Genomic DNA, 20,460 nt, shown 5'->3' with positions numbered 1-20,460 from the left:
CTATGAAAAAACTCATGTCCTTGATTTTTATGGCTGTATTGCTGGCATCATGCGAAGATGTGGTTGATGTGGATTTACCTGAGGCTGACCCCAAACTGGTAGTGGATGGCCTGTTACGCGTTGATAAAGAACAGGAATTCATTGATGTACGCATAGGCCTAAAGGCAAGTACCACTTTTTTTGAAGAGAACCAACCTGTTCAAGCCGAAAGCGTTACGATTTCCTATGGACAACCGAATAGCGAAGGAGATTTCGATAACCTATCTTCTTCATCCTTGGTAGAGGAAACACCCGGTTCGGGGATTTATGTACCAGATTCCAGTCTGCCATCGGACCAGCGTATTCCTACTTCAGCTGCTGAACCCGGGACCGTATTTATGTTGGAAATAACCTATCAAGACAACTATTACTTTGCCCAAACCGAGTATGTATCCACGGTTCCCTTGGACAATTTAGAGCAAGGGGACGAAGTCTTTTTTGATGAAGACCAGACCGAAATCATCGTAACTTTCACCGATAACGGCGAGGAGGACAATTTTTACCTGTTTGATTTTATGTTCGGCGAATTCCAAACAGTGGAAGATGAGTTTTTTCAAGGTCAACAATTTGAATTTTCCTTTTTCTATGATGATAAAACCGAACCAGGAGATGTGGTAAGGGTGAGTATTTTGGGAGCAACGGAAGATTTTTACAATTATATGGATTTGGTTTTGCAACAGACTGGAAACGGAAACAGTGGAGGTCCTTTTCAAACACCCGTAGCAACCGTGCGAGGGAATGTTTTTGACCTTACAGGGCTGGGTAATCCGGATAACGTGGAGCGTCCCAATGATTATGCCCTTGGATACTTTGCCGTGGTCCAAGAGTATTCCAGAACCCTTATTATCGAATAGAAAGAGCTATACCAAGGCATAAATCAATAGAATCATTAAAATACCCACCGTACCCTGAACCAATGTGCCCAGTGTATGACCTCGTAGCGCTGTTTTCACTTTCATATTGGAAAACTGGGAAACCACCCAAAAATAACTGTCGTTGATGTGGGAGACGGTCATAGCACCCGCCCCAATGGCAAGAACAGCCAAGGCCTTATCCGTAATGGAAATGAGTCCAAATGTTTCCAATAGTGGCGCGATAATGGCCGAAGTGGTAATAATGGCCACTGTTGATGACCCCTGGGCCGTTTTGAGCACCGTAGAAATCACAAAGGCAATCAGAAGGCCACCAATTCCCGTGCTGGATTCCAAGTTAATGATGGAGGCAATGTCCATCGTACGAAGAATGGCACCAAAAGCACCACCAGATCCCGTTATCAAAACAATGGCACCTGCCTGCTTGAACGCTTCGGGCACCCAGCCTTTTTTCTCTTCCGAAGGGACTTTTCTACCCAAGGCGAAGGCAAAAAACACACCAATAAGCAGCGCAATCACAGGACTGCCCAAAAAGTTGAAAATACTGAACACCACACCTTCTCCTAAAGGGTGGGTTGGGTAATCGACAATAGATTTCATAGCAATCAAAATAATCGGGGCAAGCAAAGGCAAAAAAGCTTGAAAAGGTTTTACCGTGGATGGAATTTCTTCTTTTTTTTCCGCCTTTTCCGATATGTCATCCTCCTGCAGTGATTTTCCGATGAATCGTGCCCAAAAATACCCTGAAATAGAAACTGGAATGGCGACCAGAAGACCAAAAATGAGTACCATACCCAAATCAGCATCCAAAATAGCAGCTGCAGCCAGCGGTCCGGGTGTAGGAGGTACAAAAACATGGGCAGAATATAATCCAGTAGCCAAAGCAATGGCAAAAACCAAAGTGGGAATACCTGTCTTTTTGCTGATGGCCTTATTTAATGAAGAAAGTATGATGTATCCCGAATCACAATACACAGGAATGGAAATGACAAACCCAGCCAAATTCAGAGCCAAGGGAGAACGTTTTAAGCCAATCACTTTTAAAATACTATTGGCAAGAACCTGGGTGCTACCTGTTTTTTCCAGATAAATACCGATTACAGTCCCAAAAGCAATGACCAATCCAATGCCCGAAAGTGTATTACCAAAGCCTTCCGCCATGGTGGACATGATATCCTTTGGCGCTATTCCCAACAAAAAACCGGAAGCCATAGCAGCGAGGGTCAGTGAGAATATGGGGTGCATTTTAAATTTTACGGTAGCAATTATAATGAAGAGGACCACTACCCCCAGAACTAGTATTTCCATGGTTAATTTTTAGTGCAATATCCCCTAAATATAAGCTAATATTCCTACTTTGGTCTCATGAGGCGAACTAACAAGGAACTTCTGGTCAAGGGTATAAAATCGTTTGGATATACGGTTCTTGCCATGTTTATGGGGCCATTTTTAATCTACGAAGCATTCAAAAATGAAGGTCACCCTTTTTACTGGCCTGTTTTAATTGTGGGCATTATCTGTGCTATTTTGGCCATTTATTTAGGGTTTAGGTCCGTGAAAATTGTCATGGATGCCGTTTTCGGAGAAAAACCCAAAAATTAGTTGCCCGTGCTGGGCGGTTGATTCTTCCATTTATTGGAAAGTTGGGCATAATCGTAGTCCAAGACCGATTTTTGCCGCTCCAACCTACTCGCCGCAAAGGCACGTTGCAAGATATCCTCAATCAAATAATCTTCGTGTACTTCTTCGGGACGAAATTCCTCCTTTAAACTGATTTTGAAAAAACTGGCCGTAGTGTTGTACCAGAAAGCACGCCATCCGCTTCGCAAATCCTTGACCAAATCAAAAGCGGTAGTTCCTGTTTGACGATGAATCAGTTTCACTAGAATTTGTCCCTCGGTGCGGGTAAGTTTCTTTAGTTCTTCGGAAAACTCCCCTTCAATGTATTTTTGGACCTTTCGCGTATAACGCCTTTGATGTCTTCGTTTTTTGATGTGTTGTAGACTATCGTTGAGCTCCACCAATCGTTCAGCCGCCAATTTGGCGTAGGGATACACCTTCAACGTTTTTCTTCGGAGAATATAATACCGTAATTTATCCTTTCGGTTTGCAAATTCCAGTTTACCGAAAATATAAACTTCGTCCAACTCAATGGAACTCATTAAAATGGAGTCTCCTTCAAACCGAACATAATAATCCTCTATGGAATCATTGGCAATGGAATCGACGGGGCTTTCAATGGAATCCTTCTGCGGTTCCTGAGCAAACCCTTGGGCAGTAAGTGCCAGAAAAACAACAAGAAAACAGTTACGTAGCATAACATTTCTTCCTCAATAGTCTTGCCAAAAGTAAGTATAAAGGTGTGATTTGGCTATTAAATAAAAGTGAATATTCTTATGTTTGTCTATTAAAATAGATTTATGTCAAAAGAGAAAATCATCAACGAAAAATCCCTTGAGTTTTTAGAAAAATACTTGAACAACCCCTCTCCCACCGGTTATGAATGGGAAGGGCAGAAAATTTGGATGGACTATGTGAAACCTTTTGTGGACGAGTTTATCACGGATACGTATGGAACTGCAGTTGGAGTCATAAATCCAGATGCCAAATACAGGGTTGTGATCGAAGGGCATTCCGATGAAATTTCTTGGTACGTCAATTATATCACGGATGAAGGTTTGCTCTATGTAATTCGAAATGGGGGAAGCGACCATCAAATAGCACCTTCCAAATGGGTGGATATCCATACCAAAAACGGTATTGTAAAAGGTGTTTTCGGATGGCCCGCCATCCATACTAGAAACAAGGCCAAGGAAGAACCACCAAAATTGGACAACATCTTTATCGATATAGGTGCCAAGGATAAGGAAGAAGTGGAAAAAATGGGCGTACACGTAGGTTGTGTGATTACTTACCCTGACCAATTCCAGATATTGAACAAGGACAAATTTGTTTGCAGGGCCTTGGACAACCGAATGGGCGGTTATATGATCGCAGAAGTGGCTCGTTTGCTCAAAGAGAACAAAAAAGAGCTTCCTTTTGGTCTATACATTACCAACTCGGTTCAGGAAGAAATTGGACTACGTGGTGCTGAAATGATCACACAGACCATAAAACCGAACGTAGCCATTGTAACCGATGTGTGCCACGATACCACCACACCGATGATCAATAAAAAGACAGAGGGCGAGACCAAAATCGGGGATGGACCTGTAATTTCCTATGCGCCAGCCGTACAGAACAAATTGCGTGAGCGTATTTTGGAAACCGCGGAATCCAACAAAATTCCATTCCAGCGTAATGCATCATCAAGATACACAGGAACGGATACCGATGCTTTTGCCTACAGTAACGGAGGTGTGGCTTCAGCCTTGATTTCGTTGCCTTTGCGCTACATGCACACTACGGTGGAAACGGTTCATAAGGATGATGTGGAGAACGTTATCCGTTTGATTTACGAAACCTTATTGAACATCAAAGAAGGAGAAACCTTCAGTTATTTTGATTAATTGAGTCTTTATCATCCTTTTCAGATTTTAAAATTATGTCACCCTGAAACATCTTCAGGGTGACTTTTTTTTATCTTTATGTAATATGGATGAGCGTGTTGACATTTTGAACGAACAAGGAAAACCAACAGGGGAATCCTGTTTAAAATCAGAAGCACACCGTAAAGGCTTGCTGCATCCAACTATTCACGTTTGGCTCTATACTACAGATGGCCGAGTGCTGGTTCAACAGCGAGGTGCGAAGAAAGCCACCCATCCCCTACTTTGGGATGTTTCGGTTGCCGGGCATGTTTCCGCAGGGGAAGAAATTGTTACAGCAGCCGTTAGAGAGGTGGAAGAAGAAATCGGGCTGACCGTTTCCGAATCCGATTTGGAGCCACTGGGGACTTTTAAGGCCATTCACAAAATTTCCGAAGACTTTATCGATGCAGAACTGCATCACATTTTTTTGTGCAAGCTAAATGTTTCGTTGAATCAACTTACTAAACAAGAAAGTGAGGTTGAAGATTTAGCCTTGGTTCCTCTATTCAAATTTGCTGAGGAAACCTGGGGTTTGGCCAGTGTGGGGAAATATGTCCCACACGGTCCCACTTATTACAAAACCATCATCAAAGCGATTAAAACTCGGACTTGATCTTTTCCACAAACTCTTCGAGAGCCTCCAAAGAATAGTCTTTCTGGTCGCCTGTCTTCATATTTTTGGCAACAAACTTGCCATTGGTCAACTCTTGGTCCCCCAGAAGAATTACATAAGGCACTGCTCTTTTGTCAGCATATTTGAACTGCTTCTGCACTTTGGTATCCGTAGGATACAAATCGGCCCTTAGCCCTTGTTTACGGAGTCTAGACACCAATTTCAAAGCCGCTGTTCCTTCTTTCTTTCCAAAATTGAGGCAAAGTACGTCCAATGAAGTATCCAAGCTGTCCGGGAACAGGTTCAATTCTTCCAAAACCAAATAAATTCGGTCCAGTCCAAAGGAAATCCCTACACCACTCACGTCTTTGAGTCCAAAAATGCCGGTAAGGTCATCATAACGGCCTCCACCACCGATGGAACCCATTTTCACGCCTTCGGGTGCTGCCACTTCAAAAATGGCTCCTGTGTAGTAATTAAGACCTCGGGCAAGGGTTACATCCAGCTGAAGAGTGGCCGATTGCAGCCCAACCATATCCATGGTCGAAATAATCGCTTCCAGCTCGGAAACACCCAACATTCCGACCTTGGAGTCCACAAGAATGTTTTTCAACTTTTCCAATTGTTCGGAAGCGGTCCCTGTCATATCAAACAATGGTTGCGCCTTGGCAATGGCACTTTCGGAGATTCCTTTTTCGACCATCTCCGCTTTTACTTTTTCCTCGCCTATTTTGTCCAACTTGTCCAAAGCCACGGTAAAGTCCACCAACAGATGTTTGGCTCCGATCACTTCGGCGATTCCGGATAGTATTTTTCGATTGTTGATTTTGATGTTGGCTCTTTTCAAACCCAAATCAGTAAAAACGGCATCGTACAATTGTACAAACTCCACTTCTTGAAGCAGGGAGTCCGCACCAACCACATCGGCATCACACTGATAAAACTCACGGAAACGTCCTTTCTGTGGACGGTCCGCACGCCATACAGGCTGAATTTGATAGCGCTTGAACGGAAAATCTATCTCGTTCTGGTGCATGACCACATAGCGGGCAAAAGGAACGGTAAGGTCGTAGCGTAGGGCTTTTTCGGAAATCTTCGGCGTCAAAGAAGCGGAATTCTTGGAACTGTAGGTTACATCATCCACTTTGGAAATAAAATCCCCTGAATTCAAGATTTTAAAGATCAAACGATCGCCTTCATCCCCATATTTGCCCATCAAAGTATCATAATTCTCAAAAGATGGAGTCTCTATCGGCTGAAAACCATAGGTTTCGAAGTGTTTTTTTATGGTTTGGATGATATAGTCACGCTTGGCTACCTCTGCAGGTGAAAAATCGCGGGTTCCTTTAGGTATGGATGGTTTCTTTGCCATGTGGTTTTAAATTCTCGTGCAAATATACGGTTTTGGTCGATGTCAATCGGGCTAAGGGTTAAAGGGTAAAAGTTTTCTTCAATGGCTAGACGATTTCACAATGAAAGGTAATGCTGAGGGATGTAATTTATTGGTTCTCGACTGCGCTCGAACTGACAGTTAATCACACTTTGCCTCCCAAGTCCCAAACCTTAATCAATGCTCCATAATCTGGTCAAACCATTGATACAGTTCCCCTTTGGTAATGACAGCGCCTTGTTTGATAATTTCAAATTTATCCATATTCTTGTCCCCTCCGTACGCCTTGGAAGCGGATAAATATTCCACAAAATCAGATTGATAGTTACGCTTGAACCAGCCGAAACCCACTTCAGTCCTTAAGTCGATTTCAGGATTTAAAATCTTCACGGACAGGAGCTTCATCTCCTTATCGGTCAAATGAAAGAGGTGCATATGTTTCTCTGACACATTTTCCAGATATTCCACTTTGTTCAACACGCCTTCCCATATAAGGTCGCTAAACACATCAATTTCTTCTTCAGCGACTTCAGGCTTCTCTTTTTTAAGGGTATCCCATTCCTCCGCGGTAATGGACTGGGTCGCCAAAAAGTTGATGAATTCAGGATGGAGCTCCTCTAATTGCTCTCTGGTCAATCTTTTGTATTTCATGCTGCAAAAATATAAAAGGTAATGGAGAACCTCTTTGTATTTGCACCAAGAAAACGGTCAAATCCTTGAATTTACAACATTGCTTTAAGTTTAGATTAACACCTATATCGCCGCCGATTTTTGGCAAGCCCTTTTATTTATTGTAGTTTCGGAAACTAACATTATTAATAAAATACGTACAGAATGAGATTTTTGAAATCAATTAAAACTTTTGTGGTCTGTATCGCAGCTGTTGGTGTCAGTGCTTTTTCACAAGTGAATGCACAGGAACAAGTACAGGTTAGCGATGCGGAACTGAATAAAATCGCCTCGGCTTTTCAGGATATTCAGAAAGTGAATATGGAAGCTCAGCAACAGGTAATGAAAACTGTTCAGGAAAGTGGTTTTGATGCCAATAGGTTCAACGAAATGTACCAAGCCACTGCCTCTCCTGAGAAAACGGTTGAGGCCAGTGATGAGGAAAAAGAACGCTTTGGCAAGCTGATGAACGAGATACAGGAAATGCAAGTTGGTTTTACCCAACAAATCGAGGAAATCATCAGTAATGAAGGATTGAGCATGGAGCGCTATCAAACCATTGCAATGGCATTACAAAGTGATTCCGAACTACAAGGTAGACTAAGGACTATGTTGGAAAAACAACAGCCGAAATAAGATTTCTCTTTTTAAAGAACACAAAAAAGCCCTCCGAAAATCGGAGGGCTTTTTTCATATAATATGTTTTGAAGTTTATTTTGCTTCCGCAATTACTTCAAATGGGAATTCTACGATAACTTCCCTGTGCAATCTGATAATAGCCTCATAAGGACCAGTTCTTTTGACAGCTCCACCTTTAATATTGATGAATTTTCTGTCGATTTGGTGTCCTTCTTTGTCCAAGGCAGCAGCTAGGTCGATGTTTGTTACAGATCCGAACAATTTGTCGCCTGCACCAACTTTTGCGGCAATTTTGATTTCCAATTGCTTCAACGCATCGGCAATCTTAGTGGCCTCATCAATAACCTTTTTCTCCTTGTGGGCTCTTTGCCTAAGGTTTTCCGCCAAAACTTTTTTAGCAGAAGGTGTAGCCAAATCGGCCAAACCCTGTGGGATAAGGAAGTTTCTGCCGTAACCGTTCTTTACGGTAACGATATCATCCTTAAATCCCAAATCCTGTACATCTTCTTTTAGAATAAGTTCCATTCTCTGGTGTTTTTTATTTCAACATATCGCCAACATACGGCATTAACGCTAGGTGACGGGCACGCTTTACGGCCTGTGCCACTTTTCTTTGGTATTTCAAGGAAGTACCTGTAAGTCTTCTTGGAAGCAATTTACCTTGCTCGTTCACCAACTTCATCAAGAAATCCGGATCTTTGTAATCAATGTACTTGATTCCTGATTTCTTGAACCTACAATACTTCTTTTGCTTGCTGGTCTCAATGTTAAGCGGGGTCAAATATCTGATTTCCCCGTCTTTTTTCGATTTTGCTTGTTGTTCAATGGATGCCATACCCTTATGCCTTTGCTTTTAGTTTGTCTCTTCTTTTTTCCGCCCAAGCAATCGCGTGCTTGTCCAATTTAACGGTCAGAAAACGCATAACGCGCTCATCTCTTCTCAATTCCAACTCGTATGGGCCAATAGCCTCACCTGGAACTTGGAATTCGAATAAGTGGTAAAATCCACTTTTCTTGTGCTGAATGGGATAGGCCAATTTCTTAAGTCCCCAATCTTCTTTGGAGACCATTTTGGCACCATTCTTAATCAAGAAATCTTCAAATTTCTTGACTGTTTCCTCTATCTGGGTCTCAGATAGAACGGGATTCAAAATGAAAACAGTTTCGTAATGGTTCATTATAATATATTTTTAAAGGAGCGCAAAATTAATAATATTTCTTTCACCCTGCAAGAAAAGTAAAAAAACTTCGTTTAAGTACAAGAGTTATCAACATTAAAAAACCCAATAAACCTAAATAACACATATGGCAATTTACACAACAAAATAGACCATGTTTACATCTTTTGTTGCTCTTAAACGTCTTTTTTATGTACTTTGCCGATGATTTAAAACCCTACAAATCACCCCATTCATGAAATTAAAAAGTATAATTGTAGACGATTCTTCCATGCAGCGCATGGCTGTTGCGAAATTGGTCAACAATCATCCACACCTAGCTTTGGTTGCTGAGTACAGCAACGCCATTGAAGCAAAAAATGGCCTGAAAAACCATGAAATCGACCTTATCTTCTTAGATGTTGAAATGCCGATTATCAGCGGTTTTGACCTTTTAGAGGCCCTAGAGAACCCACCACAGGTTATCCTGATTACCGGAAAACCTGATTATGCACTTAAAGCGTTTGACTACGACGTTACCGATTACCTTCACAAACCCATTACTTTGGCCCGTTTTGAGGCTTCTGTAAAAAGAGCTGTTGCCAAATACGAGCAAATGAACAGGGTTGATGAGGACGAAGAACACATTTTTGTGAAAAGTAACCTTAAAAAACGTAAGGTTATCTTAAACGACATTAAATGGGTCGAGGCTTTGGGAGATTACATTAAATTGGTTACAGATGAAGCCAATATCGTAATCCTTTCCACTATGAAATCTTTCGAAAAGCAATTGCCTGCTGAAAAATTTCTACGTATCCATAAATCCTATATTGTGAATCTGGAGAAGATTGAGAAATTCAACAGTAAAAATGTTGAAGTGGGGGGCAGACAGATTCCTTTGAGTAGAAACAAGAAAACAGAACTAGCCGAAGCGCTGGCCAATGTATAATTATATGTGGTCCACATTGTAGACCAATCGTACACTTTTATACTTGGAAATAGCATTAAAGGATTTTTCAATTCTTTTAATGCTATTTTTTGTTTGGGCCAATGGCTGCTTGCGCGGAATCTTTATCAGAATGTTTTTCAGGTAATCCCTTCGGATTCTAGCCACGGGCGGGTATTCCGGTCCTAGAATGTTGGAACCGAGTACATTTCGCAAGGACCCTGCCAACCAATCGGCAGCCTCGTTCAATTTATTGAAATCCTTATCCTTCAACGTGATTCTAATCAGCCGCACCAAAGGTGGGTACTTAAACTGTTCCCGCTCGTAAAACTGTTCCTTGAACATCTTATCGTAACTGTTCGTGGTGACCTGCTGTAATATTTGATGGTACGGATTGTAGGTCTGAATCAATACTTTACCACGTTTCTGGGTTCGCCCTGCCCTACCCGCTACCTGCGTCAGCATTTGAAAACTGCGCTCATGGGCCCGGTAATCGGGGAAATTGAGCATGGAATCCGCATTCATGATGCCCACTAAACTCACATTCCTAAAATCCAACCCCTTGGTAACCATCTGGGTACCAACCAAAATATCCATCTCTTGGTTTTCAAAAGATGAAATGATTTTCTCATAGGCAAACTTGCCTCGTGTCGTATCCAAATCCATTCGTCCTACAGAAACATTCGGGAACAACTGCCCCAACTCTTGCTGAATTTGTTCGGTACCAAAACCTTTATTGTCCAAAGTAGGACTCCCACACGCCAAACAAGCCTGCTGCAAAGCCATGTGATAGCCGCAATAGTGACAACGAAGCTGATTTCTGCGTTGATGGTACGTCAAGCTAACATCGCAATTAGGACATTGTGCCACGTGACCACAGGTGGTACATTCCACCACAGGGGCAAACCCCCTTCTATTCTGGAAAAGAATGATCTGCTCCCCTTCCTCCAACGCTTCGGTAATGGCCTTGATCAGAATTTCTGAAAAATGACCTTTCATTCTTCGCTTTCTAGTAGCCTCTTTAATGTCCACTAGATTGATGTCGGGCATCAAAACATCGCCAAATCGATGTGCAATGGATGCATAACCATATTTTTGGGTCTTGGCATTGAACATGCTCTCAATACTCGGTGTTGCAGAGCCCAACACGATATTTGCCTTATGAAGGGCGGCCAAAACCACAGCAGCGTCTCTAGCGTGGTACCGTGGTGCAGGGTCAAATTGTTTAAAAGAATTTTCATGCTCCTCGTCCACCACCACCAATCCTAAATCAGTAAACGGAAGAAATAGGGACGAACGTGCACCAATTACTATCTGGGCTTTTTCAGCGCGGTTCAATACATTGTTCCACACTTCAACTCTTTCGTGAATGCTGTATTTTGAATGATAAACAGACACTTGATGACCAAAGTAATGCCTCAGTCTATTGATCAATTGTGAGGTCAATGCAATTTCCGGAAGTAAGTACAAGGCTTGTTTGCCTTCTTCCAAGCATTTTTGAATCAGTTTTACGTAAACTTCGGTCTTTCCTGAAGACGTGACACCGTGCAACAACACCGGTTTTCCGTCATCAAACCCCTGATTGATATTCTGTAAAGCCTGATGCTGATATTCATTTAAATCGACATGCTTGGAAGCTTCGGACCGTTCATCAAACTCAACCCTATCTTTTCGGATGTGGTACTCCTGCAAAATATTCTTGTCGATTAGCGCCTTGATGACAGCGCGTGAGGCTCCACTCGCCTCTTCCAATTCAGAAACCGCAATAGGCTTATTACTTTTTTTGGATTTAATCTGGAACAAAGACAGCACCACTTGACTTTGCTTGGGCGCTCTGGTAAGTTCATTCAAAAGTTCCGCCAATTGTTCCCCTTCGTCATATTGTTCGGAAAGTTTGACATAGCGGACCAATTTGGGTTTGTATTGTTCGTACAACTCTTCTTTTTGAAGTACGACGCCTTTATGAACAAGCGTATTTATCAATTTCAGGACATTTTTTTTGTCCACAATATCGCTTACCTCAGAAATCTTCAATGCTGTTTGATGCTGTAGCGCCTCGAATATGAGAAACTCGTCATCTGTAAGTTCAGCTTCATCCACATCTGCATTTTTATTGGGCAGCACCAAGGTTTCGCTTTCCAACATAAAAGCGCTGGGCAAAGCGCTTCGGATGACCTCTCCTAAAGTGCACATATAATATTTGGCCACCCATTCCCAATGCTTTAGCTGCACTTGGGTCACTACGGGCTGCTCGTCTAGAATCTGATAAATTTCCTTGGGTTCGTAGGCTTCTGGTGCATTTTGGTGCACTCGATAGGCCAGAGCGGTATATATTTTTGATTTGCCAAAAGGAACGGCTACGCGCATTCCTTCCTGAATAAAATCCGCTTCGGCCTGCGAAATTTTATACGTGAAGAGTTTTTCCAAGGGAATGGGAAGAACAACATCCAAAAAATAATCCATACATTAATTCTCTACAACCCTGTGCCATGTTTGGGTCCTGTGTAAAAATGCCAGATACCCTCTTACTTTTAATCTATCCTCGTTATCCTCGTCCAACCAGACTTTTCCTCTAAAGGTCATCGCTTGTTCGGGGTCAAACAGCGTATCTCCTTTGTATATTCCATCCTTGTGTTCTTCAAAATCCTTCATGATTGTCATGCCAAGAATGGGCTTGTCCTTTTTGTCGCCATCACATTTGGTACACAGTGCTCCTTTTTTCCCGTCTTCCAATATTTTGACCACTTTGGCATGCAGCATGCCATCTTCCTTATAAATTTCGATGATGGCTTTTTCCACTCCATTACGGTCATCAATGGTCTTCCACTTTCCGAAAACGGTCTGTGACCACGTTATCTGACAAAGCAGAAAACATAGAAGATACATGCACTTATTCAGGGTTTTGCTGCTTTTCATGTCGTTTTTTTAAGGAGTTCAACGTAGCATTCAATTCGAAACCTAACAATAATATATTAGAATTCAACCAAATGAACACCATTAAAATCAATAATCCTCCCAAAGCTCCATAAAGTTCGTTGTAACGTGCAAACTTCTCAACATAAATCCCGAAAAGATATGAGGTCAATAAAAATAAAAGTGTGGTCAGCAATGCTCCTGCTGAAAAAAACCGTGCCTGCCTACCTTCTGCAGTACCAAAATAGTACAAAATGGCTGTTGCCAAATAAGAAATAAACAGAAAGAACAACAGTTTGGCAAATTGAAGCCCCACAGCATCCCCTTTCTCAATATCGGTTCCTAAGGCCCTTCCAAAGAATTCGCTGGCGTTGCCCACGATGTAAAACTCAAAATAAACAAAAGCAACGGCCCCAATAATCAATAGGATGGAGAGAATCAATCCCACCATTAAGGCATAGGCGTACTGACGAAAAAAGTTACGGGTAAGCTCAACGTGATAGGAGTATTCGAAACCGCCAAAAATAGCATTGACCCCATTGGCCACTAAAAATATGGACAGAAAAAAAGCCGAGGACAACAACCCTCCTTGCTTTTGGTCTTTGATTTGCTGATAGATTTCACTAAAGTAATCACTTGTGGCAGAAGGCAGAAAGGACTCCAAAAAGTTGAGAAATTGGGTATCAAAATTCGCATTGCCCACACTCACATACGGAATAATGAACGGAATCAAGGTCACCATAAAAATAAGCAATGGAAAGAGCGCTAAAAAAATACTGAACGCAATGGAACTTGCCCGGGTGGACACCGCACCCTTTACGATACCCACCAAATACATTTCAACAAGATCATAGAGGGAAAGTCCTTCAAAAGCTTTGAGCTTTATTTTTTTCAAAAGGCGTACTAGCCAATTGATCACAGGTATTTTTTCCAATTTCTCCTCTATGGCTACGGACATTTAAACGGCTTTTAAACTTAGGTCCATGTTGTAAACGGAATGGGTCAAAGCCCCGGATGAAATGTAATCCACTCCGCATTCGGCATATTTTCGAATGGTATCTTCCGTGATGCCTCCTGAGGACTCGGTAAGGCACTTGCTCCCGATTCGTTTTACAGCTTCACGGGTGTCATCATAATCAAAATTATCCAAAAGGATGCGGTATACACCGTCTGACTTCAATATTTCATCTACCTCCTCCAAATTCCGAGCCTCGACAATGATTTTAAGATCTTTATCCTTTTCTTTTAAATAATCCTGTGCTTTTTGAATGGCTTTTGTGATGCCTCCTGCAAAATCGATATGGTTATCCTTGAGCATGATCATATCGTACAAGGCAAAACGATGGTTCTCCCCTCCTCCGATTTTAACGGCCCATTTTTCCAAGGCACGGATTCCAGGGGTTGTTTTTCGAGTGTCCAATATTTTGGTGTCCGTACCATCCAAAATAGAAACAAAATCCTGGGTCTTAGTGGCAATGGCACTCATTCGCTGCATAGCATTAAGCACCAACCGTTCCGCTTTTAATATACTTTGGGAGCTGCCTTCGACATAAAAAGCAATATCACCATATTTGACCTGAGCGCCATCTTCCAGCAAAATTTCCATGGTCAATTTTGGGTCAGCATAATGGAACACTTGTTTAGCAAAATCCACTCCGGCGATAATGCCCTCGTCCTTTACAAGAAGTTTTGCTTTTCCCTGCGTCGATGCGGGAATGCAAGCCAAGGAACTATGGTCGCCATCGCCAACATCCTCTCTTACGGCATTGGCAATGATCAAATCCAGTTCGTTTTGAAATTGTTCTTCGGAAATCATCCAATTGGGGTTTTAACGAAAATAGTAAAAACATTGTTCCATGTCCATGACTTTGGCATGCTTAATTTAAGCCGAAACGTTTATTTTTGAGCATGCAGATTACTTTAATCGCCATAGGCAAAACCGATAAGTCTGAACTTGAAGAACTTATATCCGTTTACGAGAAGCGGCTAAAGTATTACATCAAGTTTCAGTTAGAGATAATTCCGGATATAAAAAATCGTAAAAATCTGTCGGAAGCGCAGCAAAAGGAAAAAGAGGGCGAATTGATTCTAGCGCAATTGCAGCCTACGGACACCTTGATTTTGCTTGACGAAAAAGGAAAACAATATGCCTCAGTTGACTTTGCCCAGTTTTTACAGAAAAAAATGAACAGCGGTATTAAAAACCTGGTTTTTGTCATCGGTGGACCTTATGGTTTCAGTGATGCCGTTTACACCAAAAGTTCGGGTAAGATAAGTTTGTCCAAAATGACCTTTTCCCATCAAATGGTTCGACTGTTTGTTGTGGAACAGATTTACAGGGGATTTACCATTCTTAGGAACGAGCCCTATCATCATCAATAAGTTGGACGAAAGACCGCTTCGCTCTAAGAGACAAGATTAAAGACTCTTTCGTGATTAATTGGTTACGTCTTGATCTTCTACCAGAGACTAGTAAAGCACCCTGAACTTGATGGTGTTCTCTATTTTTTTGAGCGCCTTGATCACATCCTTGTCATACTCCTTGTCCAAATCAGTGATTACATAACCTACTTCACTATCCGTAGATAGGTACTGCCCTGAAATATTAAGCCCGTACTGTGCCAATATTTCGTTGATTTTAGCCATGATACCAGGAACGTTTCTGTGGATATGTAAAAATCGGTGCGCCTTGTTCTGTTTGGGCAATCGAATATTCGGGAAGTTCACTGCATCCACAGTATTTCCCGAGTTGATGTAATCCATAATCTTGTTCGGAACAAAATCGGCAATATCGCGCTGTGCTTCCTCTGTGCTTCCACCAATGTGCGGTGTGAGAATTACGTTGGACAAACCTTGTAATGGCGTTTCAAATGCTCCATTGCTTCGTGGTTCGGACGGATATACATCTATGGCAGCACCACCCAATTTTCCACTTTTGAGGGCATTGGCCAATGCTTCGATGTCGACCACAAATCCTCTGGAAAGATTAATGAGTTTGGCCCCATCCTTCATTTGGTTGATCTCACGCTCCCCGATAAAGTTTTTATTGGCCTTGTTGTCGTCTACATGCAGGGTAACCACATCGGAAACGCTCAATAAATCTTCCAAAGTATCGCATTTTACGGCGTTACCCAATGCCAACTGGTCATTTACATCGTAGTAATACACCTTCATCCCCATGGCCTCGGCCAACACGGACATTTGTTTACCAATGTTTCCGTAACCCACAATACCCAGGTTTTTGCCTCGCACCTCCTGTGAACCTGCAGCGGTCTTGTTCCACTCTCCATTATGGATTTCCGTGCTTCGTGGAAAAATACTGCGCATCAACATAATGATTTGCCCCACGGCAAGCTCCACTACGGAACGGGTGTTGCTGTAGGGTGCATTAAAGACCACGACACCTTTCTTTTTGCTGTAATCCAGATCTATTTGTGTGGTTCCGATGCAAAATGCACCTACGACCATCAATTTATCGGCTGCATCCAATACTTTTTGGGTCACTTGGGTCTTAGACCTGATGCCCAACACATGAACACCTTTAATGCGTTCAATGAGGTCTTCTTCGGAAAGACTGGTCTTGATCAGCTCGACCGAGAATCCTTCTTCGGAAAGATTTTCGAAAGCTACTGGGTGTACATTTTCCAGTAAAAGGATCTTGATTCTGTTCTTGGGGTATGATAAGTTTCTTGGCAAATCGTTTATAAATAAAAATTCATCTAAGTTCGGTGCTACGTGATCGGCATTGTTGGTAGCCTTTTCACGATGCACATTTTCGGTATAGGCGAAAAATTTATGGGCAATTCCGGCCTCGCGCATCACATAGTCGCTGTAACCATCACCTATTACCTGGACCTCGCCATCCAAATCCAGGTTTTTTAAACATTCTATTTTCCCGTTGTGGGACGCCAACACATTGTTTTCATCAAAACCGGTTATGTTGCCTTCGTCATCAAAGGTAAAAGTATTGGCATATACCCTATCGGATGGTATGTTGTACTCTTCAACAATAGGATCGATAAACTCCTTGAAACCGCAGGAAATCACATAAATATCCTCGGAATACTCATGAAAGAACTGTTTATTGGCCTCAATCGACTTTGAAATCTTTTGACGCAGTTCAATTACCAAATCCTCCAAGTCACTCCTATTGGCATCCAACAAACGAATTCTTCGCTCCAAGGATTCTGTAAAGGAAATATCCCCATCGATTCCCAAGTTGGTGATCTTTTGGATTTCCGCCACGATCTCGTCTCTTTTTGGATTGCCTTGCAGGGTCATTTCCGCCAAAACATCCAACGCCTCCACACGTGTGAGCGTACTATCAAAATCGAACACATATTTGCGTCCTGTTTCCACCATGAGCTGTTTCAAAAAAATTAAGGCATAAAATTAAACATTAATTCCATCCTTGGAATCGGAACTTATCAAAAACCTTACACATTTGTGGATAAATCAAAAATCCGTTACGATTTGTTTTAAATGCCACCCAAAACCCATCTTTTTGCAACAGTACTACTATCTAAATCACCGATGAAATCAAGTCCTATCTCAAATAATCAAGTAAGCAGTATGCTTTTTATGTTGATGGTTGGAAGTTGTTCTGTTGAAACGAACAATCCAAATCGAGCCAATCAAAACCAACGTCTTGTAAGCTTGCAATAGATCTTATATTCCTGCCCGAATAGCTTCATTAACATCTCTTCCTCGGGCTTTATCTGAAAATGGTTCATATAGGACACAAAACCGGCAGCAATCAATGTATTGAAGGCGTTACCCAACTTTAGCCCAAAAGCCAACAAAAACAGCAACATGCCCAAATACATAGGGTTTCGGGTGTAGTTATAGACGCCATTGGTTACCAGTTTTCTGGTTTTCTTTGGATTTAAGGGGTCGACCGTGGTTTTTTTGATGAAAAATTGAATAACGGATATCAAAATCACTAGAACTCCTAGTCCAGACAAAATCATAGCCAGTTCTTGCCTACCGAAGAAATCGAACTCGCCCACAGGTAAAAACCTATCCAAAACATACATTAATCCTCCAAAAACCAGCATAATTACAGCTGGTGGCACTTTCATTTTCATAGAAATCGCTTAAAGTTCGAAATTACTACTTTTGAAACTCATAATTGAACACTTAGTAATTTGAAATTAGTTTTTGCCACCCATAACGATCACAAACTGAAAGAAGTTCAACAATTACTTCCTGAAAACATTCAGCTGTTGTCCTTAAAAGATATCGAGTGCTTTGATGAAATCCCGGAAACCGGCAACACATTGGAAGAAAATGCCAAGATCAAAGCAGACTATGTAACCCAAACCTATGGTTTGGATTGTTTTTCAGATGATACCGGTTTGTTGGTGGATGCTTTGAATGGTGCTCCTGGCGTCTATTCTGCCCGGTATGCCGGAGAACAAAAAAAGGCATCGGACAATATGGCAAAGCTATTAACGGAGCTTGAGGGTTCCGACAATCGCTCAGCACACTTTAAAACCGTAGTGCATTTAAACCTTCAGGGGGAAAGTTTCACTTTTGACGGTATTGTTGAGGGACACATTACCACCGAACTGCATGGAGAAGGTGGTTTTGGCTACGATCCTATTTTTAAACCTGATGGACACGACAAAACCTTTGGGGAACTGCCGCCTGAGACCAAAAACGCTATTAGTCACCGCGCTAGGGCCATTCAAAAGTTGGTGGCATTTTTAAAAAAGAAGACGACTTAGCTTGCACCGATCAAAATAAGTGTACCTTTGCCGCTTTATTAACGCCGCCGGTATGGGCAAGGTGTTGTGATGGGCTTGAACGGGAAATACTAAAAATCGCTCTATACAACACAAACATATTTGCGATTTAAGGTATTTACACCGCTATGACAAAATTTGAAGCCTTGGGGTTGGACAAACCCCTATTGGATGCTATTTCCGACCTGGGATTTGAATCCCCCTCTGAAGTACAAGAAAAATCAATCCCAATTTTATTGGAGCAGGAAACCGATTTGGTTGCCTTAGCACAAACAGGAACAGGTAAAACTGCCGCTTTTGGATTTCCGATGATTCAAAAAATCCAACAGGATAGCAGAACCACGCAAGGATTGATTCTCTCCCCTACACGGGAGCTTTGCTTACAGATCACCAACGAATTAAAACTCTATTCCAAATACGTGAAGGGACTGAATGTGGTAGCCATTTATGGTGGTGCCAGCATTACCGAACAGGCCCGACAAATAAAGAGAGGCGCACAGATTGTTGTGGCCACTCCCGGTCGTATGAAGGACATGATCGGCCGAAACATGGTCGATATCTCCAAAATTGATTATTGCGTACTGGATGAAGCCGATGAAATGTTGAACATGGGCTTCTACGAGGATATTAAGGACATTTTGTCCAATACCCCTAAAGAAAAGTTTACTTGGCTATTTTCAGCAACCATGCCGAAAGAAGTGGCCACAATCGCCAAAAAGTTCATGCATAAACCCATCGAAATAACCGTTGGGTCCAAAAATGCAGGGGCTTCCACCGTACAGCACGAGTATTATGTGGTAGGCGGACGCGATCGTTATGCCGCGTTAAAGCGTTTGGCGGATGCCAACCCAGGTATCTTCTCCGTAGTGTTCTGTAGAACCAAAAGAGATACCCAACGTGTGGCCGAAAAGCTTATTGAAGATGGTTACAACGCCGGTGCTTTGCACGGAGATTTGAGCCAGAACCAACGTGATTTGGTCATGAACTCCTTCCGTAAAAAGCAGGTACAGATGTTGGTGGCTACCGATGTGGCGGCCCGAGGTATCGATGTGGATGATGTGACACACGTGATCAACTACCAGCTGCCTGATGAAATCGAAACCTATACGCACCGAAGTGGTCGTACAGGTCGTGCCGGAAAGTCAGGGATCTCCATGGTGATCGTTACACGTTCCGAACTCAGGAAAATCAAGGCTATTGAGAAAAAGATTCAGCAGGAATTTTTATCCAAAAAGATTCCCGATGGTATCGAAATCTGTGAGATTCAATTATATCATTTGGCCAATAGGATCAAAGAAACCAAAGTCAATACAGAGATTGATAGCTATTTACCCGCCATCAACGATGTTTTGGAAGGTATTGATCGTGAAGAGCTCATCAAAAAGATATTCTCCGTAGAATTCACTCAATTCTACAATTATTACAGCAAAACCAAAGACCTCAACAGTCAAGATTCAGGAAAAGGAACAGGAAGTGGTAAAGGAGATATTCCGACCGAAGGTTCCGTTCGTTACTTTATCAATGTTGGCGAACGCGATGGTTACGACTGGATGAGCCTGAAGGATTTCCTTCGTGATACCTTGAACTTGGAAAAAGAGGATGTCTACAATGTAGATACCAAGGATTCTTTCTCCTTTTTCAACACAGATGCGCAACTTACCGAATTCATTCTTCAAACCTTTACCGACTTTAAACTGGAAGGACGTTTTATAAATGTTGAAGTTTCCAAAAACCCCGGCGGTGGTGGCGGAAAAGGAGGCAAAAAACGTCGCGGTAGAAAAGGAGGCGGCGGAGGCCGAAGAGGTGGCAATAAGTCCTACAAAGGAGGAAAAAAGGGCGGTTACGGCAAAAAAGGAGGCAAGAAGAAGCAAGGGTTTTATTAGTTAATTCTATATTAAATGGTAAGTCTCTCCTATTTATTTTTCTTTGTTTAGTACTTTTATAG

Annotated in this window: 22 protein-coding genes; 9 read left to right on the top strand and 13 right to left on the bottom strand. The window is 42.1% G+C overall.

What is annotated here, in order from left to right; translation table 11 throughout:
* Nucleotides 1-2: 2 nt before the first annotated feature.
* Nucleotides 3-893 (top strand): DUF4249 family protein, encoded by an 891-nt coding sequence (locus tag EO132_RS10895; protein ID WP_127137876.1) that lies wholly within the window; start codon nt 3-5, stop codon nt 891-893.
* Nucleotides 894-899: 6 nt separating this feature from the next.
* On the opposite strand, the gene EO132_RS10890 is transcribed toward EO132_RS10895, so the two are convergent.
* Entirely contained in the window at nt 900-2,219 is a 1,320-nt protein-coding gene (locus tag EO132_RS10890) for a GntP family permease (RefSeq protein ID WP_127137875.1), read from the bottom strand.
* Between the two features lie 57 nt (nt 2,220-2,276).
* Here EO132_RS10890 and EO132_RS10885 point away from each other — a divergent pair, with 57 nt between their 5' ends.
* A complete protein-coding gene (locus EO132_RS10885; protein WP_127137874.1) occupies nt 2,277-2,513 on the top strand; it encodes a DUF6095 family protein in 237 nt (78 codons plus the stop codon).
* Here EO132_RS10885 and EO132_RS10880 read toward each other — a convergent pair.
* Entirely contained in the window at nt 2,510-3,229 is a 720-nt protein-coding gene (locus EO132_RS10880; RefSeq protein WP_127137873.1) for a DUF4294 domain-containing protein, read from the bottom strand. The two genes, EO132_RS10885 and EO132_RS10880, sit on opposite strands and share 4 nt — an antisense overlap.
* Before the next feature lie 102 nt (nt 3,230-3,331).
* Between EO132_RS10880 and EO132_RS10875 the strand changes: the two genes are divergently transcribed.
* A complete protein-coding gene (locus EO132_RS10875) occupies nt 3,332-4,420 on the top strand; it encodes a M42 family metallopeptidase (RefSeq protein ID WP_127137872.1) in 1,089 nt (362 codons plus the stop codon).
* 85 nt (nt 4,421-4,505) lie between these two features.
* Nucleotides 4,506-5,054, top strand: a complete 549-nt coding sequence (locus EO132_RS10870) for an NUDIX hydrolase (RefSeq protein WP_127137871.1) — start codon at nt 4,506-4,508, stop codon at nt 5,052-5,054.
* Here EO132_RS10870 and hisS read toward each other — a convergent pair.
* Together hisS and EO132_RS10860 are read right to left on the bottom strand one after the other, a co-directional pair.
* The gene (hisS, locus tag EO132_RS10865; RefSeq protein ID WP_127137870.1) at nt 5,038-6,426 is read right to left on the bottom strand and encodes a histidine--tRNA ligase; all 1,389 of its coding nucleotides are present in this window, start codon (nt 6,424-6,426) and stop codon (nt 5,038-5,040) included. The two genes, EO132_RS10870 and hisS, sit on opposite strands and share 17 nt — an antisense overlap.
* A gap of 195 nt (nt 6,427-6,621) precedes the next feature.
* The gene (locus EO132_RS10860) at nt 6,622-7,095 is read right to left on the bottom strand and encodes a DUF6495 family protein (RefSeq protein ID WP_127137869.1); all 474 of its coding nucleotides are present in this window, start codon (nt 7,093-7,095) and stop codon (nt 6,622-6,624) included.
* 183 nt (nt 7,096-7,278) lie between these two features.
* Here EO132_RS10860 and EO132_RS10855 point away from each other — a divergent pair, with 183 nt between their 5' ends.
* Entirely contained in the window at nt 7,279-7,749 is a 471-nt protein-coding gene (locus tag EO132_RS10855) for a DUF4168 domain-containing protein (RefSeq protein WP_127137868.1), read from the top strand.
* Between the two features lie 75 nt (nt 7,750-7,824).
* On the opposite strand, the gene rplI is transcribed toward EO132_RS10855, so the two are convergent.
* The 3 genes from rplI to rpsF are packed head-to-tail and all read right to left on the bottom strand — an operon-like array spanning nt 7,825 to nt 8,930.
* The gene (rplI, locus tag EO132_RS10850; RefSeq protein WP_127137867.1) at nt 7,825-8,277 is read right to left on the bottom strand and encodes a 50S ribosomal protein L9; all 453 of its coding nucleotides are present in this window, start codon (nt 8,275-8,277) and stop codon (nt 7,825-7,827) included.
* Nucleotides 8,278-8,290: 13 nt separating this feature from the next.
* A complete protein-coding gene (rpsR, locus tag EO132_RS10845; protein WP_014031368.1) occupies nt 8,291-8,587 on the bottom strand; it encodes a 30S ribosomal protein S18 in 297 nt (98 codons plus the stop codon).
* 4 nt (nt 8,588-8,591) lie between these two features.
* Entirely contained in the window at nt 8,592-8,930 is a 339-nt protein-coding gene (rpsF, locus tag EO132_RS10840; protein ID WP_127137866.1) for a 30S ribosomal protein S6, read from the bottom strand.
* A gap of 235 nt (nt 8,931-9,165) precedes the next feature.
* On the opposite strand from rpsF, the gene EO132_RS10835 reads away from it, so the two are divergent.
* Complete coding sequence (locus EO132_RS10835) at nt 9,166-9,858, top strand: LytR/AlgR family response regulator transcription factor (RefSeq protein ID WP_127137865.1); 693 nt, start codon at nt 9,166-9,168, stop codon at nt 9,856-9,858.
* Here EO132_RS10835 and priA read toward each other — a convergent pair whose 3' ends face one another.
* Genes priA through nadC form a run of 4 tightly spaced genes read right to left on the bottom strand, consistent with a single transcriptional unit; the run spans nt 9,859 to nt 14,584 of the window.
* Nucleotides 9,859-12,318, bottom strand: a complete 2,460-nt coding sequence (gene priA, locus EO132_RS10830) for a replication restart helicase PriA (RefSeq protein ID WP_127137864.1) — start codon at nt 12,316-12,318, stop codon at nt 9,859-9,861.
* Between the two features lie 3 nt (nt 12,319-12,321).
* A complete protein-coding gene (locus EO132_RS10825; RefSeq protein ID WP_235856435.1) occupies nt 12,322-12,741 on the bottom strand; it encodes a DUF2147 domain-containing protein in 420 nt (139 codons plus the stop codon).
* Nucleotides 12,742-12,745: 4 nt separating this feature from the next.
* On the bottom strand, nt 12,746-13,726 hold the full coding sequence (locus EO132_RS10820) for a YihY/virulence factor BrkB family protein (RefSeq protein ID WP_127137862.1): 981 nt from the start codon (nt 13,724-13,726) through the stop codon (nt 12,746-12,748).
* Entirely contained in the window at nt 13,727-14,584 is an 858-nt protein-coding gene (gene nadC, locus EO132_RS10815; protein WP_127137861.1) for a carboxylating nicotinate-nucleotide diphosphorylase, read from the bottom strand.
* 92 nt (nt 14,585-14,676) lie between these two features.
* Here nadC and rlmH point away from each other — a divergent pair, with 92 nt between their 5' ends.
* Nucleotides 14,677-15,150, top strand: coding sequence for a 23S rRNA (pseudouridine(1915)-N(3))-methyltransferase RlmH (gene rlmH, locus EO132_RS10810; protein ID WP_127137860.1), 474 nt, complete (start codon nt 14,677-14,679; stop codon nt 15,148-15,150).
* Nucleotides 15,151-15,237: 87 nt separating this feature from the next.
* On the opposite strand, the gene serA is transcribed toward rlmH, so the two are convergent.
* Together serA and EO132_RS10800 are read right to left on the bottom strand one after the other, a co-directional pair.
* Entirely contained in the window at nt 15,238-17,130 is a 1,893-nt protein-coding gene (gene serA, locus EO132_RS10805) for a phosphoglycerate dehydrogenase (RefSeq protein WP_127138011.1), read from the bottom strand.
* Nucleotides 17,131-17,402: 272 nt separating this feature from the next.
* Nucleotides 17,403-17,855, bottom strand: a complete 453-nt coding sequence (locus tag EO132_RS10800) for a methyltransferase family protein (protein ID WP_127137859.1) — start codon at nt 17,853-17,855, stop codon at nt 17,403-17,405.
* A 60-nt stretch (nt 17,856-17,915) separates the two neighbouring features.
* Between EO132_RS10800 and EO132_RS10795 the strand changes: the two genes are divergently transcribed.
* Complete coding sequence (locus tag EO132_RS10795; RefSeq protein WP_127137858.1) at nt 17,916-18,497, top strand: non-canonical purine NTP diphosphatase; 582 nt, start codon at nt 17,916-17,918, stop codon at nt 18,495-18,497.
* 146 nt (nt 18,498-18,643) lie between these two features.
* Entirely contained in the window at nt 18,644-20,398 is a 1,755-nt protein-coding gene (locus tag EO132_RS10790) for a DEAD/DEAH box helicase (protein WP_127137857.1), read from the top strand.
* The last annotated feature ends 62 nt before the right edge of the window (nt 20,399-20,460 follow it).

The sequence above is a fragment of the Flagellimonas oceanensis genome, assembly GCF_003992595.1.
GTDB classification, from domain to species: Bacteria; Bacteroidota; Bacteroidia; order Flavobacteriales; family Flavobacteriaceae; genus Flagellimonas; species Flagellimonas oceanensis.
The sequence above is the reverse complement of the archived record's forward strand: the minus strand, read 5'-3'. Positions and strand labels throughout refer to the sequence as shown.